Origin of the sequence: Arthrobacter sp. RAF14, assembly GCF_052114185.1 — a bacterium.
In the GTDB taxonomy this organism is placed as follows: Bacteria; Actinomycetota; Actinomycetes; order Actinomycetales; family Micrococcaceae; genus Arthrobacter_E.
In genome coordinates this window covers 860307-885553 of the sequence record NZ_JBFREG010000001.1, presented here as the reverse complement: position 1 = coordinate 885553, position 25247 = coordinate 860307, and the positions used below count along the sequence as shown (strand labels likewise).

The 25247-nt window shown below is 67.9% G+C and carries 26 protein-coding genes; 7 read left to right on the top strand and 19 right to left on the bottom strand.

Annotated features, from left to right (window positions below; all coding sequences use genetic code 11):
* Window positions 1–129: 129 nt before the first annotated feature.
* Window positions 130–801, top strand: coding sequence for a DedA family protein (locus AB4Y75_RS04150; protein ID WP_441434610.1), 672 nt, complete (start codon window positions 130–132; stop codon window positions 799–801).
* Between the two features lie 80 nt (window positions 802–881).
* Here AB4Y75_RS04150 and rdgB read toward each other — a convergent pair whose 3' ends face one another.
* Genes rdgB through clpS form a run of 6 tightly spaced genes read right to left on the bottom strand, consistent with a single transcriptional unit; the run spans window position 882 to window position 5095 of the window.
* The gene (gene rdgB / locus AB4Y75_RS04145) at window positions 882–1553 is read right to left on the bottom strand and encodes an RdgB/HAM1 family non-canonical purine NTP pyrophosphatase (RefSeq protein WP_441434609.1); all 672 of its coding nucleotides are present in this window, start codon (window positions 1551–1553) and stop codon (window positions 882–884) included.
* The gene (gene rph / locus AB4Y75_RS04140; RefSeq protein WP_441434608.1) at window positions 1550–2335 is read right to left on the bottom strand and encodes a ribonuclease PH; all 786 of its coding nucleotides are present in this window, start codon (window positions 2333–2335) and stop codon (window positions 1550–1552) included. The genes rdgB and rph overlap by 4 nt, the downstream gene beginning before the upstream one ends.
* Window positions 2336–2357: 22 nt before the next feature.
* Entirely contained in the window at window positions 2358–3155 is a 798-nt protein-coding gene (locus AB4Y75_RS04135; protein WP_441434607.1) for an MBL fold metallo-hydrolase, read from the bottom strand.
* Complete coding sequence (gene murI / locus AB4Y75_RS04130) at window positions 3152–4150, bottom strand: glutamate racemase (protein WP_441434606.1); 999 nt, start codon at window positions 4148–4150, stop codon at window positions 3152–3154. The genes AB4Y75_RS04135 and murI overlap by 4 nt, the downstream gene beginning before the upstream one ends.
* A complete protein-coding gene (locus AB4Y75_RS04125) occupies window positions 4147–4752 on the bottom strand; it encodes a DUF2017 domain-containing protein (protein ID WP_441434605.1) in 606 nt (201 codons plus the stop codon). The genes murI and AB4Y75_RS04125 overlap by 4 nt, the downstream gene beginning before the upstream one ends.
* Window positions 4745–5095 (bottom strand): ATP-dependent Clp protease adapter ClpS, encoded by a 351-nt coding sequence (gene clpS / locus AB4Y75_RS04120; RefSeq protein ID WP_441434604.1) that lies wholly within the window; start codon window positions 5093–5095, stop codon window positions 4745–4747. The genes AB4Y75_RS04125 and clpS overlap by 8 nt, the downstream gene beginning before the upstream one ends.
* A 110-nt stretch (window positions 5096–5205) precedes the next feature.
* On the opposite strand from clpS, the gene AB4Y75_RS04115 reads away from it, so the two are divergent.
* Together AB4Y75_RS04115 and AB4Y75_RS04110 are read left to right on the top strand one after the other, a co-directional pair.
* Window positions 5206–6531, top strand: coding sequence for a nicotinate phosphoribosyltransferase (locus AB4Y75_RS04115; protein WP_441434603.1), 1326 nt, complete (start codon window positions 5206–5208; stop codon window positions 6529–6531).
* Window positions 6528–7142, top strand: coding sequence for an isochorismatase family protein (locus AB4Y75_RS04110; protein WP_441434602.1), 615 nt, complete (start codon window positions 6528–6530; stop codon window positions 7140–7142). The genes AB4Y75_RS04115 and AB4Y75_RS04110 overlap by 4 nt, the downstream gene beginning before the upstream one ends.
* Window positions 7143–7249: 107 nt before the next feature.
* On the opposite strand, the gene AB4Y75_RS04105 is transcribed toward AB4Y75_RS04110, so the two are convergent.
* The 7 genes from AB4Y75_RS04105 to AB4Y75_RS04075 form a co-directional block, all read right to left on the bottom strand.
* Window positions 7250–9028 carry a DEAD/DEAH box helicase gene (locus AB4Y75_RS04105; protein ID WP_441434601.1) on the bottom strand — a complete coding sequence of 593 codons (1779 nt, stop codon included), beginning with the start codon at window positions 9026–9028 and terminating at the stop codon, window positions 7250–7252.
* 132 nt (window positions 9029–9160) lie between these two features.
* The gene (locus tag AB4Y75_RS04100) at window positions 9161–9469 is read right to left on the bottom strand and encodes a DUF3039 domain-containing protein (RefSeq protein ID WP_441434600.1); all 309 of its coding nucleotides are present in this window, start codon (window positions 9467–9469) and stop codon (window positions 9161–9163) included.
* A gap of 90 nt (window positions 9470–9559) precedes the next feature.
* Window positions 9560–10342, bottom strand: coding sequence for a glucosamine-6-phosphate deaminase (gene nagB, locus AB4Y75_RS04095; RefSeq protein WP_441434599.1), 783 nt, complete (start codon window positions 10340–10342; stop codon window positions 9560–9562).
* Window positions 10343–10431: 89 nt separating this feature from the next.
* Window positions 10432–12003, bottom strand: coding sequence for a transporter (locus AB4Y75_RS04090; RefSeq protein WP_441434598.1), 1572 nt, complete (start codon window positions 12001–12003; stop codon window positions 10432–10434).
* Entirely contained in the window at window positions 11985–12803 is an 819-nt protein-coding gene (locus AB4Y75_RS04085) for an ABC transporter ATP-binding protein (RefSeq protein WP_441434597.1), read from the bottom strand. The genes AB4Y75_RS04090 and AB4Y75_RS04085 overlap by 19 nt, the downstream gene beginning before the upstream one ends.
* A gap of 184 nt (window positions 12804–12987) precedes the next feature.
* Window positions 12988–13977: a tetratricopeptide repeat protein gene (locus AB4Y75_RS04080; RefSeq protein WP_441434596.1), complete on the bottom strand. Its 990-nt coding sequence runs from the start codon at window positions 13975–13977 to the stop codon at window positions 12988–12990.
* Between the two features lie 67 nt (window positions 13978–14044).
* Window positions 14045–15868, bottom strand: a complete 1824-nt coding sequence (locus AB4Y75_RS04075) for a hypothetical protein (RefSeq protein ID WP_441434595.1) — start codon at window positions 15866–15868, stop codon at window positions 14045–14047.
* Window positions 15869–16005: 137 nt separating this feature from the next.
* On the opposite strand from AB4Y75_RS04075, the gene AB4Y75_RS04070 reads away from it, so the two are divergent.
* Window positions 16006–17343 (top strand): AI-2E family transporter, encoded by a 1338-nt coding sequence (locus tag AB4Y75_RS04070; protein WP_441434594.1) that lies wholly within the window; start codon window positions 16006–16008, stop codon window positions 17341–17343.
* Window positions 17344–17432: 89 nt separating this feature from the next.
* On the opposite strand, the gene AB4Y75_RS04065 is transcribed toward AB4Y75_RS04070, so the two are convergent.
* From AB4Y75_RS04065 to AB4Y75_RS04055, 3 genes are all read right to left on the bottom strand, one after another.
* Window positions 17433–18248: an alpha/beta hydrolase gene (locus AB4Y75_RS04065; protein WP_441434593.1), complete on the bottom strand. Its 816-nt coding sequence runs from the start codon at window positions 18246–18248 to the stop codon at window positions 17433–17435.
* Window positions 18249–18309: 61 nt separating this feature from the next.
* Window positions 18310–18651, bottom strand: coding sequence for an ATP/GTP-binding protein (locus AB4Y75_RS04060; RefSeq protein WP_441434592.1), 342 nt, complete (start codon window positions 18649–18651; stop codon window positions 18310–18312).
* 84 nt (window positions 18652–18735) lie between these two features.
* Window positions 18736–19962 carry a hypothetical protein gene (locus AB4Y75_RS04055; protein ID WP_441434591.1) on the bottom strand — a complete coding sequence of 409 codons (1227 nt, stop codon included), beginning with the start codon at window positions 19960–19962 and terminating at the stop codon, window positions 18736–18738.
* Between the two features lie 263 nt (window positions 19963–20225).
* Here AB4Y75_RS04055 and nucS point away from each other — a divergent pair, with 263 nt between their 5' ends.
* The 3 genes from nucS to AB4Y75_RS04040 all read left to right on the top strand — a co-directional run bounded on the left by nucS (window position 20226) and on the right by AB4Y75_RS04040 (window position 22847).
* Window positions 20226–20921 (top strand): endonuclease NucS, encoded by a 696-nt coding sequence (nucS, locus tag AB4Y75_RS04050; RefSeq protein ID WP_441434590.1) that lies wholly within the window; start codon window positions 20226–20228, stop codon window positions 20919–20921.
* A gap of 87 nt (window positions 20922–21008) precedes the next feature.
* Window positions 21009–21542, top strand: coding sequence for a DUF2716 domain-containing protein (locus AB4Y75_RS04045; protein ID WP_441434589.1), 534 nt, complete (start codon window positions 21009–21011; stop codon window positions 21540–21542).
* A 72-nt stretch (window positions 21543–21614) separates the two neighbouring features.
* On the top strand, window positions 21615–22847 hold the full coding sequence (locus AB4Y75_RS04040) for an N-acetylglucosamine-6-phosphate deacetylase (protein WP_441434588.1): 1233 nt from the start codon (window positions 21615–21617) through the stop codon (window positions 22845–22847).
* A gap of 136 nt (window positions 22848–22983) precedes the next feature.
* Here the strand turns inward: AB4Y75_RS04040 and AB4Y75_RS04035 are convergent, their stop codons facing one another.
* The 3 genes from AB4Y75_RS04035 to atpD are packed head-to-tail and all read right to left on the bottom strand — an operon-like array spanning window position 22984 to window position 25168.
* Window positions 22984–23415 carry a DUF2550 domain-containing protein gene (locus AB4Y75_RS04035; protein WP_441434587.1) on the bottom strand — a complete coding sequence of 144 codons (432 nt, stop codon included), beginning with the start codon at window positions 23413–23415 and terminating at the stop codon, window positions 22984–22986.
* Between the two features lie 20 nt (window positions 23416–23435).
* A complete protein-coding gene (locus AB4Y75_RS04030; RefSeq protein ID WP_066210930.1) occupies window positions 23436–23711 on the bottom strand; it encodes a F0F1 ATP synthase subunit epsilon in 276 nt (91 codons plus the stop codon).
* Between the two features lie 2 nt (window positions 23712–23713).
* Entirely contained in the window at window positions 23714–25168 is a 1455-nt protein-coding gene (gene atpD / locus AB4Y75_RS04025) for a F0F1 ATP synthase subunit beta (RefSeq protein ID WP_441434586.1), read from the bottom strand.
* Between the last annotated feature and the right edge of the window lie 79 nt (window positions 25169–25247).

Here is a 25247-nt window from a genome sequence, read left to right as displayed (position 1 = left end):
GTAACTAACCATAGAACCACCGAAGCCGTCACGCAAGCCCGTGGAGGGAACGTCCAGCGAAACCCCAGTGGAGACCCGTAGTCTGGGACGGTGATTGATGCCTCTTTTGCCGCCGATACCCTGCACGCCATGGCGCGTGTACCCGTACCGACCGCTTCGTTCCTGCCGGACTGGCTGAACCCGCAGATCTTCCTGGCCGATCCGGCCCTGGCACCGTGGGTGGTCCTGCTGGTCTGCGGCATCGTCTTCGCGGAGACCGGTCTGCTGGTGGGATTCTTCCTGCCGGGCGACTCCCTGCTGTTCACCGCAGGCCTCCTCGTGGCCACCGGGACCATCAAATTCAACATCGTGGCCCTGATCATCCTCGTGATCATCTCCGCCATCATCGGCAACCAGTGCGGCTACCTGATCGGCCGCAAGGCCGGCCCCGCACTCTTCAACCGACCCGAGTCCCGGCTGTTCAAGCATGAGAACGTGGAGAAGGCCCACGTCTTCTTCGAGAAGCACGGCGGCAAGGCGCTGGTGCTGGCCCGCTTCGTGCCCATCATCCGCACCTTCGTCCCGGTGATCGTGGGCGTCGCGGAGTACGACCGTAAGAAGTTCTTCCTGTTCAACGTGATCGGCGGCGTGCTCTGGGGCGGCGGCGTCACCCTGCTCGGCTACATCCTCGGTGACCGCGTGCCGTGGGTCTCCAAGAACCTGGACCTGATCTTCATCGTGATCGTCCTCGTCTCGGTTCTGCCCATCCTCATCGAAGGCATCAAGGGCTTCCTGGACAAGAGGAAGTCCGGAAAGGTCTGACTCCGGCCGTCCATCCCGAACGCACATGAGCCCCCACTGGAATCCAGTGGGGGCTCATGCGTTGAGGAACGGATCCGGCCCTAGGACAGCGCCTTCACGATCGCGGGCAGCAAGGCCCGGAAAGCCTTGCCGCGGTGGCTGATGGCGTTCTTCTCCTCGCGGCTCAGCTCGGCGCAGCTGCGGGTCTCGCCCTCCGGCTGCAGGATGGGGTCGTAGCCGAAGCCGCCCGCGCCGCGCGGCTCCCGCAGCAGGGTGCCGTCCAGCGTGCCGTACTCGACGACGTCGTACGCCTCCTCGCCTGCCACCGGTGGCACGGTGAGCGCTGCGGCGCAGATGAACGCGGCGCCGCGGTGCGGCTCGGCGATGTCGCCCAGCTGGGCCAGGAGCAGATCGAGGTTCGCCTGGTCGTCACCGTGACGGCCGGCCCAGCGGGCCGAGAAGATGCCCGGCGCGCCACCCATGATGTCCACGCTCAGGCCGGAGTCGTCCGCGATGGACGGCAGGCCCGTCGCCGCCGCCACGGCACGCGACTTGAGCAGGGAGTTCTCGGCGAAGCTCGTGCCATCCTCCACCACGTCCGGCACTCCCGCCGTCGCGGCGTCGATCACCTGCGTGTCCACGTCCAGGCCGGGCACCTGCCCGCGCAGCAGTTCCCGCAGTTCGTTGAGCTTGCCGGCGTTCCGCGTGGCCAGCACCAGGCGGGCGCCCTCCGGAACCGTGTACTGGGGAGCCGTGCACTCAGGGGTCGTCACAGGATGCCGTCCAAGGTCTCCCCGAGCGTCTCCCGCTGGATGGCGGCCAGCTGGCTGGTGCCGATGAGGGCGAGGTCCAGGAGGCGGTTCAGCTCGTCCCGGTCGAAGGGCGCACCCTCGGCGGTCCCCTGGACCTCCACGAACTTGCCGCCGCCGGTGACCACCACGTTCATGTCGGTCTCGGCGCGGACGTCCTCGACATACGGCAGGTCCAGCATCGGCACGCCGTCGATGATGCCCACGGAGACCGCGGCGATCGTGTCCGTCAGCGGCTTGGCCTTCGGTGCGATGAGCTTGTTCTCCCGCGCGAAGCGGATGGACTCGGCGAGCGCCACGAAGGCGCCGGTGATCGCGGCGGTGCGGGTTCCGCCGTCGGCCTGCAGCACGTCGCAGTCCAGGACGATGGTGTTCTCCCCCAGCGCCTTGGTGTCGATGATGGAGCGCAGCGACCGGCCGATGAGCCGGGAGATCTCGTGCGTGCGGCCGCCGATCTTGCCCTTCACGGACTCACGGTCGGAACGGGTGTTCGTGGCGCGGGGCAGCATCGCGTACTCGGCGGTGACCCAGCCGCGGCCCTCCCCCTTGAGCCAACGCGGCACCCCTTCGGTGAGGGATGCGGTGCACAGGACGCGGGTGTTGCCGAATTCGATCAGCGCCGAGCCTTCGGCCTGATTCGACCAGCCGCGGGTGATGCTGATGGGCCGCAGCTGCTCGGGGCTGCGCCCGTCGGCGCGCACCACGGGGGCGGACAGGGATGACTCATGCGGAAGGTTGGGGGTCATGACACCAGCCTATCGCGGGCCGTCAGAGCTGGTAGTGCACCCCGGCCACGGCCACGGAGACTCCGCCGCCGAAGACCTCCTTGGCTTCCGAGAGGACCGCGTTCGCATCGGTCCACACCGGGATGTGCGTCAGCAGGAGCCGTTTGGCCTCGGCGTCCACGGCCGCCTCCCCCGCCCGTTTACCGGTCAGGTGCACGTCCTTGATGGCATCGTCACGGCCTTCCTGGAAGGCTGCCTCGCAGAGAAACAGATCGGCGTCGCGCGCCGCCTCCACCAGCGCGGGGCAGCTGTCCGTGTCGCCCGAGTAGCTGAGCACGGTCTCCTTGACGGTGCCGTCTTCGAGTTCCTGGCGGCACTCCACGCGCAGGGCGTAGGCCTCCTCGATCGGGTGGTTGACGGCGTAGGGGGTCACGGTGAACGGGCCCACCTGGACCGGCTTCTCGGCGGTCCAGGACCCGAAGTCGAAGTCCTCGTGCATACCCGGATCGAGCTCCAGGCCGTAGGCGGTGGCGAGCCGGTCCGCCGTCGCCTCCGGTCCCCACACCGGGATGCGCCCGCGGTCCCAGCCTCCCGGCTTCCAGTGCACTGCGACGTGCAGGCCGCACAGGTCCATGCAGTGGTCCGGGTGCAGGTGGCTCAGGAAGATCGCGTCGATGTCCTCGAGGTCGGTGTACCGCTGCAGCGAACCGAGGGCGCCGCTGCCCAGGTCCAGGACGATCTTCCAGCGGCGTCCACCGCTGTCAGCCGTCAGGAGATAGCACGACGCCGGCGAGGCGGGCCCCGGGAAACTCCCCGTGCAGCCCACGATGGTCAGCTTCATCCCAGTCCCCCGTCCGTCGCGGCGTTCGCCACGAAATGAGAGATGCGCGGCTGCCGGGCCGCCGCCCGTGCCGCTTCCAGCATCTCCGGTGTGATCTTGGCCAGGCTTCCGGTGGGATAGCTCGCCGAGACATGATCCACATGCTCCACGCTGACCACCTCCGGACCGAGGAATCGCCGGGCCAGTTTCCCGAACCCCGCGGCGTCACCCGTCGCGACGAAATGGTGCTTCGGTGTGGCCGGGTCCTGGCGTTCCAGACCGTGCCTGATGAGTGAACGGTACACGTCCTTGGCCGTCTCCTCAGCACTGGAGACCAAGGTGACATCCTCGCCCATGACGTAGGAGATGACCCCGGTGAGCAGCGGGTAATGGGTGCAGCCCAGGACCAGCGTGTCCACCCCGGCCGCCTTGAGCGGCGCCAGGTAGTCCTCGGCCAGGGCCAGAAGCTCCGGACCCGTGGTGACCCCGGCCTCCACGAAGGGCACGAACTCGGGACACGCCACCGAAAGGACCTCCAGGTCAGGGGCGGCCGCGAAGGTGTCCTCGTAGGCGCGGGACCCCACCGTGGCGGAGGTGCCGATCACCCCGATCCGGCCGTTGCGGGTGGACGAGACCGCCCTGCGCACTGCGGGCTGAATGACCTCGATGACCGGAATCCCGTACCGGGCCTCATACCGTTCGCGGGCGTCGCGCAGCACCGCCGCCGACGCCGTGTTACAGGCGATGGTGAGGAGCTTCACGCCGGAGTCCACGAGTTCGTCCATGATGCCCAGGGCGTTGGCGCGGACCTCCGCGATCGGCAACGGACCGTACGGCCCGTTGGCGGTGTCGCCGACGTACAGCACGGCCTCGTTGGGCAATTGATCGATGACCGAACGGGCCACCGTCAGGCCGCCGACACCCGAATCGAAGATCCCGATCGGGCGTTCGGACCGGGGCAGCTGCGTGCCCTCATTCCCGGCGGACGCCGGCAGTTCAGAACCCGGCAGGCTCATGCGCGGTCCTCCCGCTCGCCCTTCTCCCCGGCAGGGGACGGCTCGTCGTCGAGGCTGTAGGCGAGGGCCTGGACCAGGGATTCCTGGAGCCAGCTGACGAAGTTGTAGACCACGGCGAGGTACGTCTCGAGGTCGTCGGCGTCGGACCACTCCTGCATGGCGTGGACGGCCTCGGCGTCGCTCTCGGTCCGGATGCCGAGGCGGTCGCTGACCACCAGGCGCACATCGTTCAGAGCCATGGCGAAGTTCCGGGCCTGGGCGGCGTCCAGCTGGATCTCATTGCTCTCGAGCGCCAGGGAGGCGGCCCGCAGTGCGCCGATCTTGCTCTCCCGCAGCGAGCGCTCGGTGAAGCGGCGGAACTCGAGGGCGGCTTCGTCGTCGTCCTTCACGCCGTCGGGAAGGAGGCGGCGCAGCGCGGAGTCCTCCGGAGGAGCGATATGGGGGTCGAACCCGACCAGCGCGACCAGCGGGTCCTCCGAGTCGAGTGCCTCGGGCTCCAGCATCGTGATGACGTCGGAGAACAGCTTGCGCAGGAGCTCCCGTTCCTCCTCTTCGAGGAAACCCGTGATGCCCCGGCTGCCCGGTACGAATGTCTTAGCCATGCTGTCCCTTTCCACCGGCGCCGGCGCGTTCCACGGTGGCCCAGAGGCCGTACCCGTGCATCGCCACCACGTGCTGCTCCATGCGCTCCCGGCCTCCGTGCGCCACGATGGAACGCCCCTTGCGGTGCACCTCCATCATGAGCTTGTCGGCCTTCTTCTGGGAGTAGCCGAAGTAGCTCCGGAACACGTAGCTGACATAGCTCATGAGGTTCACCGGGTCATTCCAGACCACCAGATTCCACGGGGTGTCCGTGAGCGTCCGTTCCTCCAGGCCCTGCTCCTCACGGACCTCCGGGTCCGTCAGGGCGGCAAGCCGCACCTCTGCCGTGGCTGTGGGATTCATTAGTCCATTCTAGGCAGTGTCCGGAGCCGCTCGCGTCCCCGGCGGGTCGCCCGGCCCGTACCCCGGACGGAACCAGCGGTGGAGGAAGCCGTGGGGATAAAGTGTGATGCGTGAGTACATCCTGGCAGCATCCCCGTGCTTCGCTGTATACCGACCATTACGAGCTCACCATGGTGCAGGCGGCTCTGGAGTCGGGCGCCGCGCAGCGGCGTTCCGTCTTCGAGGTCTTCGCCCGCCGCCTTCCGGACGGCCGCCGTTATGGCGTGGTCGCGGGAACGGGCCGGCTCCTGGAAGGCATCCGAAACTTCCGTTTCGGGCCCGAGGAGCTCGAGTTCCTCCGCAGCACGGGCGTGGTGAATGAGAAGACCCTGGCCTTCCTGGCCTCGTACCGTTTCACCGGTGACATCTGGGGCTACCCGGAAGGTGAACTGTACTTCCCCAATTCCCCGCTCCTGGTGATCGAGTCGACCTTCGCCGAGGCCTGCATCCTCGAGACGTACGTGCTCTCGGTCCTCAACCATGACAGCGCCATCGCCTCGGCCGCGTCCCGCATGGCACTGGCCGCCCGGGGCCGGCCCTGCATCGAGATGGGCTCACGCCGCACGCACGAGGAGTCGGCCGTGGCGGCCGCCCGCGCGGCCATCATCTCCGGTTTCGTCAGCACCTCCAATCTGGAGGCCGGCCTGCGCTACGGCCTGAAGACCTTCGGGTCCGCCGCGCACTCCTTCACCCTCCTGCACGACACGGAGCGCGAGGCGTTCACCGCACAGCTGAAATCGCTGGGCGCGGAGACCTCGCTTCTGGTGGACACCTACGACGTCGAAACGGCCGTGCGCACGGCCGTGGACCTGGCCGGCGACAAGCTGGGCGCGGTGCGCCTGGACTCCGGCGATCTGGTGGCGCAGGCCCAGTGGGTCCGGCAGCTGCTCGACGAACTCGGCGCCGTGAACACCCGGATCGTGGTCACGAGCGATCTGGACGAGTACGCGATCGCCGCCCTGCAGTCCGCACCGGTGGATTCGTACGGCGTCGGCACCTCCCTCGTCACGGGCAGCGGAGCCCCGACGGCCGGCATGGTGTACAAGCTGGTGAGCCGCACGGACGACGACGGCGAGTTCGTCTCGGTCGCCAAGGCGGCGAAGAACAAGGCGAGCGTGGGCGGCCGCAAGTACGCCCTGCGCCGGCTCAACGAACGCGGCACGGCGACAGCGGAGCTGGTGGGCATCGGCCATGAGCCGGAGAACGACGGCAACGACCGGCCGCTCCTGGTGCAGTTCGTCGCCGGCGGCGAGGTGCTGCCGGGCTGGACGGGCCCGGAGGCCGTGACCCGCGCGCGGGAGCGCCATGCCGCGTCCCTGGCCGAGATGCCGCCGGCCGTGAACAGGCTCCAGCGAGGAGAACCCGTCATCCCCACCGTCTATGAGGAAGCACCATGAGCAAAGCCCTGATCATCGTGGATGTGCAGAACGATTTCTGTGAGGGAGGTTCGCTGGCCGTCGAGGGTGGCGCGGCTCTGGCCGCGGCCATCAGTGAGTACCTGGACGATCATGGGCACCTGTACGACCACGTGGTGGCCACGCAGGACTGGCACGTGGACCCAGGAACCCATTTCTCCGACGACCCTGATTTCCACGACTCCTGGCCACCGCACTGCGTGGCCGGCACGAGCGGCGCGGAACTCCACCATGACCTGGACCAGGAGTTCATCGAGGCGATCTTCCGCAAGGGACGTTTCGCCGCGGCCTACTCGGGATTCGAGGGCCTGCTGGCCCCCGAGGACGCCGTGTCCACCGGTGACCGGCAGCCCGGTGCGCTGCCCTCGGAAGACGAGGACGGCGAGTCTCTGGACGAGTGGCTCCGGGAGCGCGACGTGGAGGACATCGTGGTGGTCGGGATCGCCACGGACCACTGCGTCCGGGCCACGGCACTGGACGGCGTGCAGGCCGGTTACAGCGTCACGGTGCTCCGTGAGCTGACCGACTCCGTGGCCGCCGACCCGGAGCCCACCTTCGACGAGCTCGAGGAAGCCGGCGTCGACATCGCCTGATCCGGCGTTGTGTGCTCAGTTGTTGCGGGTGTTCTTCCGGGACACCCGCAACTACTGAGCACACAACCATCCGGGCACGCACGGTTCCAGGCACACCCCCCTGGACGCTACTTGCGGCCGACGAACCAGCCCTGGATCTTCGCCAGGCGGGCCTTCAGCTGGTCCTCGCTGGCCTGCGCGACGGCGGGACCTCCGCACGCCTCGCGCAGGGAGTTGTGCACCACGCCATGCGGGGTCCCGGTGCGGGCCGACCAGGCCGAGACGTTCTTGGCCAGCTCGTTGCGCAGCTCCATCAGACGGCGGTGATCCGCGACGCCGGCCGCCTCCGCAGCAGCGGCCGCTGAGGGCTTGCGCCGGCGGGACTGCTGCTCCGCCTGACGCTGGCGCAGCAGCACACCCACCTGATCGGCGTCGAGCAGACCCGGGATCCCGAGGAAGTCGAGTTCGTCCTCGCTGCCGATGTCACCGCCTGTGCCGAACTCGCCGCCGTCGAACAGCACACGGTCGAAGGAAGCCTGGGAGTCCAGCGCCTCGAACTTCCCCTTGGTCAGGGAGTCGGAGGCCTTCTCCTCCCGGTTGGCCTCGTCCATCAACGAGTCCTCCGGGTTGAACAGGCCGTCCTCGTCCTCGTTCCGGGGCCGGTCCAGGGCGTGATCCCGTTCGGCCTCCATCGAGTTGGCCAGGCCCATCAGCTGCGGCACGGACGGCAGGAACACCGAGGCGGTCTCGCCGCGCTTCCGCGCACGCACGAAGCGGCCCACGGCCTGCGCGAAGAAGAGCGGGGTGGAGGTCGACGTGGCGTAGACGCCCACGGCCAGGCGCGGCACGTCGACGCCTTCGGACACCATGCGCACCGCCACCATCCAGCGGCTCTGACCGGCGGAGAACTCCTCGATCTTGATGGAGGCCTTGGCATCGTCGGAGAGGATCACGGTGGGTGACTCCCCCGTGATCCTGCGGAGCTGGCCCGCATACGCCCGGGCGTCCTCATGGTCCGTGGCGATGACGAGCCCGCCCGCGTCCGGCACCGTGCGGCGCACCTCGGAGAGCCGCTTGTCGGCCGCGGAGAGCACGGCCGGGATCCACTCGCCCTGGGGATTCAGCGCCGTCCGCCAGGCCTGCGACGTCACGTCCTTGGTGACCGCCGCCTCGCCCAGGGAAGCCGCCATCTCCTCGCCGGCGCTGGTCCGCCAGCGCATCTGCCCCGAGTAGGCCATGAAGATGACCGGGCGGACCACGTGGTCCTTCAGGGCGCTGCCATAGCCATAGCTGTAGTCGGCCTTGGAACGGCGGATCCCGTCCTTGTCCTCCGCGTACTCCACGAACGGGATGGGCGAGGTGTCCGAGCGGAACGGCGTTCCGGTCAGCGAGAGCCGCCGCACTGCCGGTTCGAACGCCTCCCGCAAACCGTCACCCCAGGAGAGCGACTCGCCGCCGTGGTGGATCTCATCCAGGATGACGAGGGTCCGGGCCGCCTCGGTGCGCGCCCGGTGCAGCATGGGCTTGGACGCCACCTGGGCGTAGGTGACCGCGACGCCGATGAACCCCTGGCCGTGCCGGCCGTCCGAGTTCTTGAAGTTCGGGTCGATCGCGAGCCCGACGCGAGCGGCCGCATCGGCCCACTGCCGCTTGAGGTGGTCGGTGGGCGCCACGATGCAGATGCGGTTCACGACGCCGGAGTCCACCAGGGTGGTCGCGACACGGAGAGCGAAGGTCGTCTTACCGGCGCCCGGCGTCGCGACGGCGAGGAAGTCCCGCGGGCGATTGCTCAGGTACTTGTCCAGGGCCTCCTGCTGCCAGGCACGCAGTTTCGGCGCGGTGCCCCAGGCGGCACGCTCAGGGTAGGCCGGTGGAAGGGTGGGGCCGCCGAAGAGCGTGTCAGTCATGGGGGGAAGAGCCTCGCTGGGGTCGTCGGTCGTCAGAGGAGAGGGAGGGACGGAACACCCGGGCAGGCCGGGCGTGGCGCACTGCCACAGGCACCGTCAGGACGGGTGCGCGGACGGCGCGGAAGAGCGGCGCTACTTCTTGTCGCCGCCGTCCTTGCCGGGGCGCAGGCCCTCGTAGATCTCTTTGCAAGTGGGGCACACGGGGAACTTCTGCGGGTCACGGCCGGGGGTCCAGACCTTGCCGCAGAGCGCGATGACAGGCTCTCCGGTCAGCGCGGACTCCATGATCTTCTCCTTGCGCACGTAGTGCGAGAAGCGCTCATGATCGCCCGGTTCCACCTGTTCGCGCTGCTCGGTGCGCTCGATGGTCGCCGTCGAACCGCCCGGGCCGGAGAGCTCGCGCGAGGGGTCGTTCTCGAAAGGATCGGGAGGCAGAGTCATGACATCCACTCTACCGTGCTCACACTCGAGGAAGGGCTCCCAGCGGACGTCTGAACGTCTGCTGGGAGCCCTCTCCCGTGATACCGGAGGTCAGAGACCTTGCCACTCCGGCTTGCTCTCGAAGGTGTGCCGGTAATAGTCGGCCAGCCTCAACGAGGAGGCCGCCGCCTCGTCGATCAGGATGGTCGCATGGGGGTGCAGCTGAAGGACCGATGCCGCGCAGATCGCGGCGACGGGGCCTTCCACGAAGTCATGGACGGCCTGCGCCTTCTGCGCTCCCGTGGCCACCAGGACCACGTGCCGGGCGTCCATGATGGTGCCGAGACCCTGGGTCACCACATGGTGCGGGACATCGTCGATGCTGTTGAAGAAGCGGGCGTTGTCCTTACGGGTCTGCTCGATGAGAGTCTTGATCCGGGTCCGGCTGGCCAGCGAGGACCCGGGCTCGTTGAATCCGATGTGCCCGTCGGTGCCGACGCCCAGGATCTGAAGGTCCACACCGCCCGCGGCCTTGATGGAATCCTCGTACTCCTGGCACGCCGCCACGAGGTCCTTCGCCGAGCCGTTCGGGCTGTGCACATGGTCCGGATCGATGTTGACCCGGTCGCTGAACTCACGCCGGATGACCTCACGATAGGACTCCCGGTGTCCCGGAGGCAGACCGACGTACTCGTCCAGGGCGAAACCGCTGGCCCGGGAGAAGTCCAGGCCTTCCTCCGCATGGCGGCGGGCGAGTTCGTCATAGATCGGCAGCGGTGACGAGCCCGTCGCCAGGCCCAGCACCGCCTCCGGCTTGCGCTTCAGGAGCGCTTCGATGGCGTCCGCCGCCATGGCACCGATATGAGCGGCATCGGGAAGGATGACAACTTCCATGCTCTTGCGGCCTCATTCCTACTCAGGAGCTGTGAACTGCTTCGATCTTATACAGTTCGACCCCAAAAAACGATAGAAAGTGAGTGAAGTTAGCTATTTTTAATCAATTGCGCTAAAAGTTCGGGTCCTCGGCGCTCAACATCCCGACCGCCGAGGCGTACCCCGAGCCACAGCAGGAAGGCTCCCCACGCGGTCCCGAAGACGAGGTTGAGCCAGCCCCACAGGTGGTCTCCCGTCGCCAGTTCGGCGATCAGGAGCCCCGCGAGCGGCAGGCAGATCACCACGAGGACCAGCATGCCCAGACCCTGAACGGCCAGGGTGAGACCCTTGCCGCCCGGCGGATTCTTGAACGGGCTCTCTCCGGGCTTCGGAACCGCCGTGACATAGCGGGCGGAGATCACCGACGCGAGTCCCAGACCGGCCATCAGCACACCCGCGGACGCGCCGAAGATCCCGGGCAGCAGCGCCCAGCGTCCGCTGAGCGCGATCGAGGCGAACACCACGACCACCACGGCGGGCACGGCCAGGATGCAGCACCCGAGCACCCGGCCCCAGCGGTCGGCACGTCCCGGGGTGCCGGTGGCCACGTGCAGCGCGAACGCGGTGTCGTCATAGGAGATGTCCGAGCTGATGCTCCACGACATGAGGAACGCCACCAAAGGGCCCACCACCAGCAGCATGCCGAACTGCCCGTCGCGCATGCCCATGAAGTAGAGGAGCACCGGGAGGAGCGGCACCACGATCAGCGAGGCCGAATAGCGGGGATCGCGGAACCAGTAGGTGGCCGTCCGGGCCGCCACCGCCCCCGTGGGGGTGGCAGGGAACCAGGAGAAGAACCCGAGCTTGCCGGCGGCACGCTTGGCGCCCGTGGCCCGCGGAGGGTTGACCATGGACCGGACCAGGGCGATGTTCCAGAGCCAGGCGGCGAGCGCCAGCACGGCGAGGCAGATCAGGATCCTCAGTGCCGCACTGCCGTAGTCCCCGGCCGCGACGTCGGCAGGCAGCGCCCAGGGGGCTCCGAAGGGCGTCCAGGCCAAGGCGGTCGCCAGGTCCGGCAGATACCGGGCATTGTCCTTCAGGCCTTGCGCGGCACCGCTGAAGATCGGTCCCATCAGCACGAGCGGGATGAAGATCAGGATCGTCCCGATCTCCCGGTAGCGGCGCGACTGCGCCAGGTTGTTGCCCCATGCCGCGGCGCACCGCGAGTAGATCATGCAGCTCGCCAGACCCAGCACCGCCCCGATTAACGCCGCGATCACCTGCTGAGGGGATCGCCACCAGCTCACCACGGTGGTCAGGCTGAGGATGGCGGTCAGCAGTCCGGGAATGCCCACCAGACCCGCCAGCGCCATGCCGGTCATGAGTTCGCGCTGCGGAATGCCGAAGGAGGCGAAGCGCTGCGGGTCCAGCGTCATGTCCATGCCGGACGCCAGGATGGGGACCACGGTCCAGCCGAGCACGGCCCCGAAACCCGCCAGCACCAGGATGGTCCGGGCGAGATCCACATCCGTCAGCCGGAGCACGATGAGACCGATGACCATGAACGTCAGGACGCCCAGGCCATACAGCCCGCCGAGCACCAGACCGACGATCTGCCAGGGACTGCGGCGGAAGCCGTTGGCCAGGATCTGGAGCTTGAGCCTCAGGAGTGTCGCAACCATGCCAGCCCCTCCCCTTCGTGACGGCCGCCCACCAGGCTGACGAAACGCTCTTCCAGAGTCTGTCCGGCGCGCACCTCGTCCACGGTGCCGGCGGCCAGAAGACGTCCTCCGGCCACGACGGCCACGTGGTCACAGAGCCTCTGCACCAGGTCCATGACATGGCTCGAGATCACCACGGTGCCGCCTGAGGCCACGAAACCCTTGAGGATGTCCGTGATGTTCGCGGAGGAGACCGGATCCACGGCTTCGAACGGCTCGTCCAGCACCAGCACGCGCGGCGCGTGGATGAGCGCCGAGGCCAGTGCGATCTTCTTGGTCATGCCCGCGGAGTAGTCCACCACGAGATTGCCCGCGTCCGCCGTGAGGTCGAGAGCCGCCAGCAGCTCGCGGGCGCGCTCGGCCACGGTGTCCCGGTCCATCCCCCGCAGAAGACCGGAATACGTGATCAGCTGTTCCCCGCTCAGGCGGTCGAACAGACGCACACCATCGGGCAGGGTCCCCAGGAGCTTCTTGGCGGCCTGCGGGTCCTGCCACATGTCCACGCCGAGAATCTCGGCCGTGCCGAAGTCCGGGCGCAGAAGACCGGTCGCCATGGACAGCGTGGTGGTTTTGCCGGCGCCGTTCGGGCCGACCAGACCGAAGAAGGAGCCGACGGGGACATCCAGGTTGATGCCGTCGACGGCGATCTTCTCGCCGAAGCGCTTGGCCAGCCCCCGGAGGGCGATGGCCGGGATGTGCGACGGGGTCCTGGGGACTTCCACCGGGGAAAATGGCTGGGATTCCGGGTGCGAGTGAGTCATGCATTTCACGCTAACAAGTGTGATGACAGTCCGGGATGCTACTTCAGGACGATCTTTGCCTACGCCCTGCGGATCCCTCCTCCCCCAGAAACGCCGCGGGGGAGGACGCTCCTTCCGGAACGTCCTCCCCCGCTGAAGGCCCGGTCACCGGTCCACCCGGTGACGCCCTGCGGCGACTGCTCGCCTAGAACAGCACGCGCGCCAGAGCCTGGCGCGCCGCGGCGACCCGAGGATCCTTGACACCCACCACTTCGAAAAGCTCCAGCAGACGGACCCGTGCGCTCTCGCGTTCCGGTCCGAAGTGCCGCCCGATGAACGTGACGATCCGCGAGAAGGCATCCTCGACGTGGCCGCCCGAGACGTCCAGGTCGGCCAGGCTCAGCTGGGCCTCGACGTCGTCGGGGTCGGCTGCGGCCCGCTGGCGCAGCGTCTCCGCGTCCGTGGCGCTCAGGCCCTCGAGACGGAGCAGCAGCCGCACCTGGGCCAAGCCGGCCTTCGCGTCGGCGTCGGCAGGCTGTTCGTCCAGGGCCTGCTGGTACGCGCGCTCGGCCGCGGCGTAGTCGCCGGACTCGATCGCGTCCAGGGCCTCCTGGTGGAGCGGGGGCAGAGGCGCCTCCACCGGTTCGGCGCCCGCGCCGTCACCCGACACCGGGCCGATCCTGCCGTGGACGCCGTTGGCCTGTGCCAGCTGCAGCAGTTCGGTGAACAGCGCTTCCAGATGGGCCTCTTCGACGGGCCCCTGGAACAGCGGCACCGGCTGGCCCTTCACCACGGCGACCGCGGCGGGGACTCCCGAGATCTGCATGGCCTGCATGATCTGCGGGAAGGCCTCCACGTCCACCGCACCCAGGACCATGGCGCCGTCCTGACGCTCCACCAGGTCCTCGACAAGGCTGAGGGTGTTCTGCGACTCGGGCGAGTACTGCGCCCAGAGTGCCAGGATCACGGGCACCTGGACGGACAGCTCCACGATGTCCTGGAAGTTCGCCTCGGTGACGTTCGCGCGGTACGACCCGGAAGCGCCCGGGGTGTCTGCGCCGTCCGCGCCGGGCGCCGCAGGGCGCGGTGCCGGCGCGGGCGGGGGCGCGGCGGCCCGTGCCTTCAGGCCGGAGAGATCGACCGCTCCGCGAAGGCCGGCAAGTGAATCGAACGGGTTCTGTGCTGCCTGGGGCAACTGTCCTCCTAGGGGATCGGCCGGTGAGGGATCACCTCACCGGCCGGGAAACGATGGTTGGACGGGCTCAGCCCAGCTTGACACCGGTCAGGTAGCGGTCCGCGGACAGCAGCGTGAAGCTCTCCTTGGAACCGGCCGGCGGGATCCGGAGCGTCACCGAGTCGATGAAGTGCTGCGTCACCTTCTTGTTCGTCTTCTTGGTCCCGGCGAGCGTGGCCACGGCCTGGTCGGACAGATCCACGGTGTCACCCTCGTTGGTCGGCACGAGAGTGATGGTGAACTCGAGGTCCGCCACCACCACGGCGCCGCCGTCACCAGACTGGAACACCGCGTCCGGCTGGCCGATGAGCTTGTAGTCGAAACCGGGCTTCACGTTGGCCGCGTTGTTCTTCGGGTCGATCGCGTCCTGCTTCTGCTGCTCCGCCTGCTGGAAGTAGGTGTTGTCACCGAACTTCAGCTTCGACGCGCCGTTCGGATCCTTCAGCCGGGACACCAGGGCGGCGATCGCATCCGTGGGGCTCGCCGTCAGGCCGCTGGCGCTCTTCGCGTCCAGCGTCTTGACGCCGTCGGCGCTCATGGCGGGGAACGTGTTGCCGGGGAGCAGGTACGAGGCGCTCACCAGCTTGTAGTTCTCCCGGGCCGACTTCTGCGTCAGGGTGAGGATCAGGGGCGTGGGGTTCTTGGGGCCCTGGGTCACGGCCGTCAGGGTCCGGGGCCAGCTGCGTTCGGTGGGGACCACCTGCGCCAGCAGCTTCTGGGCGGCGACGGGCGCCACCGCGGGGTGGCTCGTCGCCGAGGCGCGGATCTTGTAGTTCTGTGTGCGGATGGAGAGAGCCTCACCGCCGGCGCGCTCGCCCAGGTCCTTGGCGTTCTTGGCGGCGTCCGCACTGCTCACCGAGTCCGCGGTGCTGGAGAGGATGCGCTTCAGCTGGTCGTCGGTCACCACGGGAACGCCGGCGGAGGCGGCTTCGGAAGCGGCCGGGCTCGGCGTCGCGGTGTCGGCGTGAGCGGGCGCCACACCTCCGAGTGCGCCGACGACGGCGAGGCTGAGCGCGCCGGCCACGGCGGGGATCCGGCGGAAGGCCGACGGTTTGTCCTTGGCCTTCTCCGTCGGCCCCTCGTCCTGGGCGGGGGTCTCGGTGGGCTGTTCAGAGCCTTCGGCGGAGGCGGCGTCCTCAGGCGTTTCAGCCTTCGCGGGCTCGCCCTCGGCAGGAGTGGTGTCCGCCGCTGCGTCCGTGCCCCGGGGTTTCCGCGGTCCCGTTCCAGCCGCGGCGACGGCCTTGTCCGGAGTGGAACCGCCCTTGCCGAAGAGGAAGGCGAAGAGGAGCGCACCCAGCATCAGCAGGCCGCCCAGCACCATGAGCGGCACGCTCCACGGCGTGCTCGTGTCATTCGCGTAACTGAATTCGAGCTGGGACGGAGCCGGCTTGGTGCCGTCGGTCGCGATCACCAGGGACCAGTCGCCCTTGTCCGGCGCGGACCATGGGAACCTGAGGCTCCCGTTGCCGGTCTGAGTGCTGGCCCAGATGTCGGCGTCGGCGGGGTTCGGCGCCTTGGCTTCGCCGTCGACGTGCTGGACGTCGAGCGCCTTGCCTTCCGCGTCCAGTCCCTTGACGGTGTTGTGGGCGGTCTTGTCCACCCAGGCTGCGACGTCGTCGGGGCGGCCGATGGCGACGGTGAAGCTGCCTTCACCCTTGACGTCGAGGTCCACCTTGCCGTCGCCGAACTTCGCGAACGCGGGGTCCACCACCGTGAGCGGGGCCTGCTGCACCGAGGAAGGGAGCGCTACGCTCACCCTCTCGGGCGGAGCCCAGAAGGTCTTCTGGCCGATGCCCAGGAACAGGGCTACCAGTCCCAGGACAAAGACGGCGATCGCTGACTTCAAACGCACAAATGCACCTAACATCGGGGTCATGGTCTCTTTCATGGTATCCGCTGAGACTGGGAAGCAGGGAGGAAAGGGCTCCGCTGATAGTGTGAATCGCGCCCCTGCCCACCATTTCGCCTGAACCACCCAAGGAAGACCCCATGAGTGAAAACCAGCCGGAGAACGCCCCGTCCACCGACGGAACGCAACAGTCGTCCCCCGAGACGGACACCACCGGCTCCGTTCCTGCGCCCACCCCCGCCGCGCGTGAGTCCGTTGAGACCTCCGCCGGGAACGCGCAGCAGGCAGAGGTGACGGACTCCGGGCTGCTCGGTCGGGTCAAGCGGGCCTTCGGCCAGCTGAAGAAGCCGGTGCCGGGCGCCATGCCCCGCGCACATTTCGCGCTGCCGGAGGCCGCCTTCGACGACGACGGCAACCCGACCGTGCAGTCGGTGCAGGGCTTCTCCGTCCAGCGCCCCGTGCTGCTGGGCTTCATGCTGACCGTCGGCGTCGGACTGGCACTGCTCCTCTTCTACGTCGGAAGTCACACGACGCAGCTCATCCTCTGGATCATCGCGGCGCTGTTCATCGCGCTCGGCCTCGACCCGGTGGTCCGGACCCTGGAGAACCGCAGGATCCCGCGGCCGGCCGGCATCGTGATCGTGCTCCTCGCTCTCGTCGGGGTGGTCGCCGGATTCTTCGCCACCCTGATCCCCACGGTGGTGGACCAGGTGAACCAGATCATCACCCAGGGCCCGACCTGGATCAACGATTTCCTGAGCTCGGACTTCTACAACAATCTGAACGAGCAGTTCGGTCTGAAGGACCGGGTCACCGAGGAGATCCAGAAGTTCATCAAGGACTCCAGCGCCGTGGGCGGCGTGTTCGGCGGAATCGTCGGCTTCGGCACCTCGGTGGCCAACGGCCTCTTCGGCGCGCTGATCGTCCTGGTGCTGACCCTCTACTTCCTAGCGGCGCTGCCCTCCATGAAGACCTTCGCCTACCGTCTGGCTCCGCGTTCGCGCCGCCCGCGCGTGATGGAGCTCTCCGAGGAGATCACCCGTTCGGTGGGCAATTACGTGATCGGTCAGGTCTGCGTGGCTCTGCTGAACGCCACCTTCGCCTTCATCGTGATGTCCATCCTGAACGTTCCGTTCTCCGTCCTGCTCGCGTTCGTGGTGGCCCTGCTCGCGTTCATCCCGCTGGTGGGAGGCCTGATCGCCGGAATCCTGGTGACCCTGGTGTCGTTCACCATGGGCTGGCAGACCGCCGTCATCTACGCCATCTGCTATTTCGCGTACCTGCAGTTCGAGGCGTACTTCGTCTCCCCGCGCATCATGCAGCGTGCCGTCTCCGTGCCAGGCTCCGTGGCCGTGATCTCGGTGATCGCCGGCGGCAGCCTGCTCGGGGTGCTCGGCGCCCTGATCGCCATCCCGACCGCCGCGGCGATCATGCTCCTGATCAAGGAAGTGCTGGTCCCGCAGCAGGACCGGAAATAGCGTCGGTTCCCTGCGGTCCTGAGACGGGCCGGGAACGGCGAAGGGCCTCACCGCGGTTGCGGTGAGGCCCTTCGCCGTTCAGGAGGGTTTCACTGACCCTGGGCGACCGGGCCGGACCATTCCGTGGGCAGTGGCGTCGGCACCTCGGGTGCCACGGTCGCCACGATCTCGTTGAGCGCCCGCTGCACGTGCTTCTCCCCCACCCAGAGGTGCTTGGCGCCGTCGACGCCGATCACCTCGGCCTGCGGCACCAGGGAGAATCGCTGCGCGGCCTCCTCGGGCTGCAGGTAGTCATCGTGCTCGGGCACCAGGACCTTCAGGGGGAGGGTGGTGGGTCCCCAGCGGCGCAGGTCGTCGTCACCGGCTCGGTGCAAGGGCGGGGAAAGCAGGATCGCGCCCTCGATCTCCTCGGCGGCGGGACTGACGCTGCCATAGCTCAGGGCGAGTTCGGTGCCGAACGACCAGCCCAGGAGCCAGAGTCGCGGGAGTCCGCGGTCGACGGCGAAACGCACCGCGGCCTCCAGGTCGTGACGTTCGGCGATGCCGCCGTCGAACTCGCCCTCACTCGTGCCGCGGGGCGAGGACGTGCCCCGCGTGTTGAATCGCAGCACGGCGATCCCGGCCAGGGCCGGCAGGCGGTAGGACGCTTTGCGGTAGACGTGCGAGTCCATGAAGCCGCCGTGCGTCGGAAGGGGATGGAGCGTGACCAGGGTGGCGCGCACCGGACCGTCGGCCGGGAGAGCCAGCTCGCCGTAGAGAGTGAGCCCGTCCTCCGTGCGCAGTTCGATGTTCTCCCGCACGGCCGGAAGGACCGTGGAGGCCCTGATGGGTTGGGGTCCCGCGGAATCGGTGAAGGTGAGCGTCGCCGGGTCGGCCGGGTCATAAGCGGTGGGCACTGCAGTCATGGTCCCAAGCTTAAGTCAGGACGGCGCGGCGCTGTGCTCCCCGGCCGGAGCGCGTCGGCGCTCAGCGGTAACGGTAGCTCCGCCCCGTCCAGCATCGGGTGTGCCAGTGGCGGCGCTCGTTGATCCCGGCCTGTTCGCCGAAGAGGTGATCCTCTTCCCACACCACCAGATGGGCCATTCCTGGCGGGATCTGCCGATGGCATCCGGGGCAGGTGTACTCCTTGCCGGCCCGCAGCGCCGTCATGGTCCGGACCATCCAGACGCCGTCCGGGGCGACCTCGCGACGGTCGATGCCGATCCGTGCCCGTTCCAGCCCTTCGAGCGGAGCAGGTGCAGCACCACGCTTCCCGCTCCCGGTGGGCGTGCTCCCGGGACGACGGCGGGGACGGTTGCTGCGGGGCATGGTTCCATTGTGCCAAAGCCGTCGCCGTCGGGCCGCCGCGGTGTCGCCCCGGGACGCGCCCGGGGGCTTGGCCGGAGGAGCCGGTCAGCGGAGGGCGACGGCGGGCTCCCCTCCCAGCAGGCCCGTGCCGGTGCGCGAGCAGCTGCCGCCCTTCGGCGCGCCCTGGTTGTAGGCCTGACGCAGGCAGGACCGCAAGGCGAGCTGGCCCCAATAGTTGGGATGCAGGGACTCCTGGACGAAGTAGTCGGAGTTCGCGGTGCTGACCGTGCGGATCTGGTTGACCCACTCGGTGGCATCGGAAGCCCCGGCCTGGGTCCAGGAGCTCAGGCCCCTCTCCTCGAGCAGTCCCACGGTGTTCTCACAGAGGCGTCGACCGGAGAACAGCGAGGTGACGTCCACAGTCTTCACATTGCTCAGGCCGCTCTGGGCGGCTGCGTTGGCGACCGCGCTGTTGATGGTCGGCAGGAGGGTGCTCGCGGCGTAGTCGACGTCGGCGTCCCACAGGCCGCACCCACCTGTGTTCTGCCGCGTGTAGCCGCTCTGCCCGTAGCGCATGGCACCGCTTGCGGGCAGCGGCGAGGGGTAGTTCTGCACGACGAGCGTCCAGGCACCGTCCGCGTACCCGGCGCTCCGCATGGCCGTGCGGATGTTCTGCATCGCCGTTGCGATCTTGCCCGTATTGGCGGCGACCGTGCTGGAACTCATGGCGGTGGCGACTGCGCTGCCGTTCTTGCAGTACTTCGGGCTCCAGCTGAACGAGGTCAGGTAGTCCGTGACGCACTCCTGCATGATCGTGCTGAACTCGAAGTCGTTGCCGCCGATGGACAGCGCCACCATCTTCACATTGTGGCTCGCGGCGAAGTTCTGGAGCATGAGCGCCTGCCCCTGCTGCCCACCCGAGTTGTAGAAGTCCAGGCCGGGCTTGAAGTTGCCGCTCGAGTTGGTGAACGTCGAAGTGCGGGCTCCGGAGCAGGCGAGGTTGAGGCTGCTCACCGCACCCCCGATGCCGACCTCCGCCGAGTGGCTCCGGTGGCACCGGGCGATCGTCTCGGCGGTGTTGGGGGCGTTGTCGTTGTAGGCCGTGGCGCCCAGGGCGTCGATCCCTGCCGCGCTGCCGTTCGTGTTGCCGGCCCAGCGTCCCGCCTCGCCGGAGATGTAGGAATCCCCGACGGAGACCACCCAGGGGCTTCCGGCGCCTGGGCCGTCGGCACGGGCCGCGGGCGATGTCGCAAGCAGGGACGTGACGGCCAGAGCCATGACACTGAGGGCTGGGAGAAGGCGGGAACGCATCCCGCGGGCATGATGCTGCATGTCTGGAGACTCCTGATCGGTGACGCGTCCCCGGATCCGGCGGACCGGCGGACGGCCCCGACGGTGGGGCCGAGACCGAAATTACCAACGGGTAACCTGGCTGCCCAGGGGTCACGACGTCTTCCGGCCAAGAGTTCATGGAGCGCTCGCGCACCGTTCAGACGACGTTCGTCGGGGGCGAGGGAGGTTCACCTGTGCAACCCGAGGCGCACAGGGCCGCGGCCCGCACCCCGATCCCGGCTCGAGCCGGTATTGTTCTGTGCGTGCGTTTGGTGATTGCTCAGTGCTCCGTGGACTACGTCGGCCGGCTCAAGGCCCATCTGCCGTTGGCTAAACGCCTCCTGGTGGTCAAGGCCGACGGCTCCGTGCTCGTCCACTCCGACGGCGGTTCGTACAAGCCCCTCAACTGGATGAGCCCGCCCGCGACCCTCCGCGTCCAGGCACCCGAGGACACGGAGCTGGAGACCGGAGTGTCCGAGCAGTGGGTGGTCCAGTCGGCCAAGACCGACGACCGGCTCATCATCAACATCCACGAGGTCCTGCATGACACCGCACACGACCTCGGCGTCGATCCCGGGCTGATCAAGGACGGCGTGGAAGCGGACCTTCAGCGCCTTCTGGCCGAGCAGATCGAGCTGCTCGGGACCGGGTACAGCCTCATCCGCCGCGAATACTTCACCGCCATCGGCCCCGTTGACATCCTGGCCCGGGACGCGGCCGGAGCCACCGTGGCGATCGAGCTCAAGCGCCGCGGTGACATCGACGGCGTCGAGCAGCTCACGCGGTACCTGGAGCTGCTCAACCGGGATCCGGTGCTCGCCCCCGTCCGAGGCATCTTCGCCGCTCAGCAGATCAAACCCCAGGCACGGGTCCTGGCACAGGACCGCGGCATCGACTGTGTGACGCTCGACTACGACGCGATGCGCGGCGTGGACGACGCGGAGAGCCGCCTGTTCTGAGGCTGCGCTGGGTGCCCGTTGCTCCGCGCGGGTGGCGCGTGAGGTATTCCGTCGGATGTGATTCCCTACTCGCATGAGGTCTTTGTCGTGAGTGAACGTTTCGCTGAACCGCCGGCTCAGAGTGCCTGGATCGAACTGGGCACCGCAGAGAACGGTGTCATCTGGGACGGCTTCGATGAGCGGTTCGCGTTCCGGGCATCCACCGACCCTGAGAAGTGGCCTGCCATTGACGAGCCTGCCCCATCCATCACCTTCGACCTCTCGGTCATCGCCGACGGGCCGCGACGTGGCGCCGCTTATGACGCCATCAACGCAGAGGCACTTCGGTGTTTCGTGTGGGCTCTCCCGGAAGTCGACGAATGGATCGCCCTCGACTGGCAGCACCCGGGATACCGCTTCCGGCCGTCAGTTCTCGCCATGACGTGGTCCCAGACCTGGCAGATCCCGGTGTACCCCGATGGTGACTACTTCACGTTCTTCGTTCCGGACATGTCGTCCGGTGTCTTCGGGCACCCCTGGGAAGAGACGCTGTGCGTGTTCGGGACGCCCTTGGTCACCACCCTCGGCGCATCACTCGCGACCTGGCTTCCGGTGAAGCGGCTGGACGGCCACTCCGTCTGAGAACGGCGGGCCGGCGCCATCCCACGCAGGTCACGCTTCAACCGTCCGCGGTCCTGCCCGTAGACTCATGGCATGCCTCTGGACACCACCTCATCCTCTGATGGACAGCGCGTCATCCTGCGCGGCCGCATCGTCTCCGACGGCGACTCCCTCGCCGACGGACTGGTGGCCATCGCGGATGGCCGGATCGTCCATACCGGGCCCGCGTCCGCTTTCTCCGACCCGGCCTTCGACGGCGTGGAACCGACTCCCCTGCCGGACGGCGCCATCCTGATCCCCGGCCTGGTGGACATCCACTGCCACGGCGGCAACGGGGGCGACTTCCCGTCCGGCCAGGAGGATTCCGCCCGCACGGCCATCGACTTCCTGCATCGCTCCGGCACCACCACCCTGCTCGCCAGCATGGTCACCGCGTCCCGCGAGGATCTGCTCCACGGCATCGAGCTCTACGTCGGCCTGACCGAGGAAGGCCTCCTGGCGGGCATCCACTTGGAGGGCCCCTTCCTGTCCGAGGCCCGCTGCGGCGCCCAGAACCCCGCCTTCCTCCTGAACCCGGATCTGGAACTCGCCGAGGAACTCATCCTCGCTGCCAACGGGAAACTGCGGACCATGACGTACGCCCCGGAGCTGCCCGGCGCGGCCGAGCTGGTCGATCTCCTGACCACTCACGGCGTGGTTCCGTCGCTCGGACACACGGACTCCGATGACCCCACGGCCGCCAATTCCCTGGCGGCTGCACGGGACGGCCTGGCCGCGGCCGGATTCGACGGTTCCACCAGCCGGCCGACCGTCACCCACCTGTTCAACGGCATGCGCCCGATACACCACCGCGACCCCGGGCCCGTGACCGCCTGCCTCCGCGCCGCTCAGGCCGGCAAGGCCGCCGTCGAGCTCGTGGCCGACAACACCCACCTGGACCCGCAGACCACCCTGACGGTCTTCGACCTGGTGGGCTCGGCCAATGTGCTCCTCGTGACGGACTCCATGGCCGCCGCCGGACTGAGTGACGGGCACTACATGCTCGGCCCCTCCCCCGTCACGGTTGCCGACGGCATCGCGACGCTCGACGCCACCGGCTCGATCGCCGGCGGCACGGCAACGCTGCTCCAGGTGGTCCAACGGACCGTGGCGGCCGGTGTCCCACTTGCCGACGCCGTCCGTTCCGCCACAGCGGTCCCCGCCGATGTCCTGGGCCTGGATGACGAGGTGGGGAGCCTCCGCCGCGGCCTGCGCGCCGACGTCGTGGTGCTCGACGCCGATCTTCAGCTCCAGCGCGTCCTGCGCAACGGAGAATGGCTCGTCTGAGCCGAACCCCCTCAGCGACGCAGAAGGCCGGGCCGTGGGCCGCCGCGGATCATCCCGCTGCGGACCACGGCCCGGCCTTTCAGTGCTCCTGAGAATTTCAGTGCTCCTGGGAACCAGTGCTCCCTGGACGCTGTCCTCAGTCCAGGCGGTTGAGTCCCGGTCGGGGACCGGCCTCGAGCCAGGAAGACAGCCCGGTGTACTCGTCAAACCGCATGGCGAGCAGCACTTCCTGCCCCTCGTAGCTCAGTTCCACGATCACCGAACCCGGCTGGATCCGGGAGGACTCCGTCTCCCCCGGTTCACGCCGTCGCACCAGATCAAGCTGGTTGCGCTCGAAGCTGTAGCGCGGGGTGGGACTCAAGGAGAACATCTTGAACCACTCGAGCTCCGAGCCCTGGAAACGACAAACCCCCATCTGCCAGCGGCCGTTGGCCAGGCAGATGGAGGCGTCGATGGTGCCCAGGGCGCGCCGCAGATTGACGCGGCGCACCCCTACCAGGCACAGAGCACCGATGATGATCGCGACGATCGCTGCGATGCCCAGAGTGACAATGACCGAATCACCCATCTAGCGCGGACTGTTCAGCCCTACGCCGCGGCGGAATCGTTGAGCTGAGCATTGTCAGCGACGATCACCACTCGGTCATTGTCAACGGAGAAGAATCCCCCATCCACGGTGACGTGAATGCGGCTCCCGGTCACCGGTTCGATGGACAGCTCGCCTTCCGCCAGGATCGCCAGCACAGGAGCGTGTCCCGGGAGGATGCCGATCGCGCCATCGCTGGTGCGCGCGTTGACCACCTTGGCCGCGCCGGACCACACGAAGTGGTCCGCCGCGACAACCTCAACGTCGAGCTCGGCCATGATCAGCGGGTCTCAGACTGGATCTTGGCCCACTGACGCTCGACATCGTCCATGCCACCGACGTTGAAGAACGCCTGCTCGGCAATGTGGTCGACGTCGCCGTTGCAGATCGCCTTGAAGCCTTCGATGGTGTCCTTGATGGACACGGTCGAACCCTCGACGCCGGTGAACTGCTTGGCGGTGTAGGTGTTCTGGGACAGGAACTGCTGGATGCGACGGGCGCGGGCCACGACGATCTTGTCCTCTTCGGAGAGCTCATCGACACCGAGGATGGCGATGATGTCCTGGAGTTCCTTGTTCTTCTGCAGGATCTGCTTCACGCGCACAGCGGTGTCGTAGTGGTCCTTGCCGATGTACTGGGGATCCAGGATTCGGGAAGTGGAGGTCAGCGGGTCCACGGCCGGGTACAGACCACGGGAAGCGATCTCACGGGAGAGCTCGGTGGTCGCGTCCAGGTGGGCGAAGGTGGTCGCCGGAGCCGGGTCGGTGTAGTCGTCAGCAGGGACGTAGATCGCCTGCATGGACGTGATCGAGTGGCCCTTGGTCGAGGTGATGCGCTCCTGGAGGAGACCCATCTCATCGGCCAGGTTCGGCTGGTAACCCACGGCGGAAGGCATGCGGCCCAGCAGGGTCGACACCTCGGAACCGGCCTGGGTGAAGCGGAAGATGTTGTCGATGAAGAGCAGCACGTCCTGGTTCTGCACATCGCGGAAGTACTCCGCCATGGTCAGAGCGGACAGGGCCACGCGCAGACGCGTTCCCGGCGGCTCATCCATCTGGCCGAACACCAAGGCGGTGTCCTTCAGAACGCCGGCCTCGTCCATTTCGACCCAGAGGTCGTTGCCCTCACGGGTGCGCTCACCGACACCGGCGAACACGGAGGTGCCACCGAAGTTGCGGGCGACACGGGTGATCATTTCCTGGATGAGCACGGTCTTGCCCACGCCGGCGCCGCCGAACAGGCCGATCTTGCCACCCTTGATGTACGGGGTGAGGAGGTCGATGACCTTGATGCCGGTCTCGAGCATCTCGGTGGAACCCTCAAGGCTCGCGAAGCTCGGGGCCTTGCGGTGGATCGGCCAGCGCTCGGTGACCTGGAGCTCGGACTCTTCGACGTCCAGCGGCTTGCCGAGAACGTTGAAGATGTGACCCTTCACGCCGTCGCCCACGGGCACGGAGATCGGGGCACCGGTGTCGAACACCTGCGTGCCGCGGACCAGGCCGTCGGTCGCCTGCAGCGAGATGGCGCGGACCAGGTTGTCACCCAGGTGCTGCGAGGTCTCGAAGGTGATGGTCTTGGTCTCACCATTGAGGGTGACCTCAGTGGTCAGGGCGTTGTAGATTTCCGGGATGGCGTCGGCCGGGAATTCGACGTCGACAACCGGCCCAATGACGCGGGCAATACGACCGGTGGCGCCGGCCGCGGTGGCTGCGTGCTCGGTAGCGGTGGCAGTCATCTCTCTCACTTCACTCAGTAGATGGCGTGTGTTAAGTCTAGCGTTGGGTACAGCCGCGAAGGCTGCGCCGGGATTCTCG

What these genes read in the sequence shown, in the direction of transcription:
- murI (WP_441434606.1), bottom strand. Translation starts at nt 4,150, where the DNA reads ATGAGCCTGCCGGGTTCTGAACTGCCGGCGTCCGCCGGGAATGAGGGC.
- AB4Y75_RS04065 (WP_441434593.1), bottom strand. Translation starts at nt 18,248, where the DNA reads ATGACTGCAGTGCCCACCGCTTATGACCCGGCCGACCCGGCGACGCTC.
- AB4Y75_RS04105 (WP_441434601.1), bottom strand. Translation starts at nt 9,028, where the DNA reads ATGACTGACACGCTCTTCGGCGGCCCCACCCTTCCACCGGCCTACCCT.
- AB4Y75_RS04100 (WP_441434600.1), bottom strand. Translation starts at nt 9,469, where the DNA reads ATGACTCTGCCTCCCGATCCTTTCGAGAACGACCCCTCGCGCGAGCTC.
- AB4Y75_RS04150 (WP_441434610.1), top strand. Translation starts at nt 130, where the DNA reads ATGGCGCGTGTACCCGTACCGACCGCTTCGTTCCTGCCGGACTGGCTG.
- AB4Y75_RS04110 (WP_441434602.1), top strand. Translation starts at nt 6,528, where the DNA reads ATGAGCAAAGCCCTGATCATCGTGGATGTGCAGAACGATTTCTGTGAG.
- AB4Y75_RS04085 (WP_441434597.1), bottom strand. Translation starts at nt 12,803, where the DNA reads ATGACTCACTCGCACCCGGAATCCCAGCCATTTTCCCCGGTGGAAGTC.
- AB4Y75_RS04135 (WP_441434607.1), bottom strand. Translation starts at nt 3,155, where the DNA reads ATGAAGCTGACCATCGTGGGCTGCACGGGGAGTTTCCCGGGGCCCGCC.
- AB4Y75_RS04055 (WP_441434591.1), bottom strand. Translation starts at nt 19,962, where the DNA reads ATGCAGCATCATGCCCGCGGGATGCGTTCCCGCCTTCTCCCAGCCCTC.
- rph (WP_441434608.1), bottom strand. Translation starts at nt 2,335, where the DNA reads ATGACCCCCAACCTTCCGCATGAGTCATCCCTGTCCGCCCCCGTGGTG.
- AB4Y75_RS04035 (WP_441434587.1), bottom strand. Translation starts at nt 23,415, where the DNA reads ATGGGTGATTCGGTCATTGTCACTCTGGGCATCGCAGCGATCGTCGCG.
- AB4Y75_RS04060 (WP_441434592.1), bottom strand. Translation starts at nt 18,651, where the DNA reads ATGCCCCGCAGCAACCGTCCCCGCCGTCGTCCCGGGAGCACGCCCACC.
- nagB (WP_441434599.1), bottom strand. Translation starts at nt 10,342, where the DNA reads ATGGAAGTTGTCATCCTTCCCGATGCCGCTCATATCGGTGCCATGGCG.
- AB4Y75_RS04125 (WP_441434605.1), bottom strand. Translation starts at nt 4,752, where the DNA reads ATGGCTAAGACATTCGTACCGGGCAGCCGGGGCATCACGGGTTTCCTC.
- AB4Y75_RS04070 (WP_441434594.1), top strand. Translation starts at nt 16,006, where the DNA reads ATGAGTGAAAACCAGCCGGAGAACGCCCCGTCCACCGACGGAACGCAA.
- AB4Y75_RS04040 (WP_441434588.1), top strand. Translation starts at nt 21,615, where the DNA reads ATGCCTCTGGACACCACCTCATCCTCTGATGGACAGCGCGTCATCCTG.
- atpD (WP_441434586.1), bottom strand. Translation starts at nt 25,168, where the DNA reads ATGACTGCCACCGCTACCGAGCACGCAGCCACCGCGGCCGGCGCCACC.
- AB4Y75_RS04030 (WP_066210930.1), bottom strand. Translation starts at nt 23,711, where the DNA reads ATGGCCGAGCTCGACGTTGAGGTTGTCGCGGCGGACCACTTCGTGTGG.
- AB4Y75_RS04090 (WP_441434598.1), bottom strand. Translation starts at nt 12,003, where the DNA reads ATGGTTGCGACACTCCTGAGGCTCAAGCTCCAGATCCTGGCCAACGGC.
- clpS (WP_441434604.1), bottom strand. Translation starts at nt 5,095, where the DNA reads ATGAATCCCACAGCCACGGCAGAGGTGCGGCTTGCCGCCCTGACGGAC.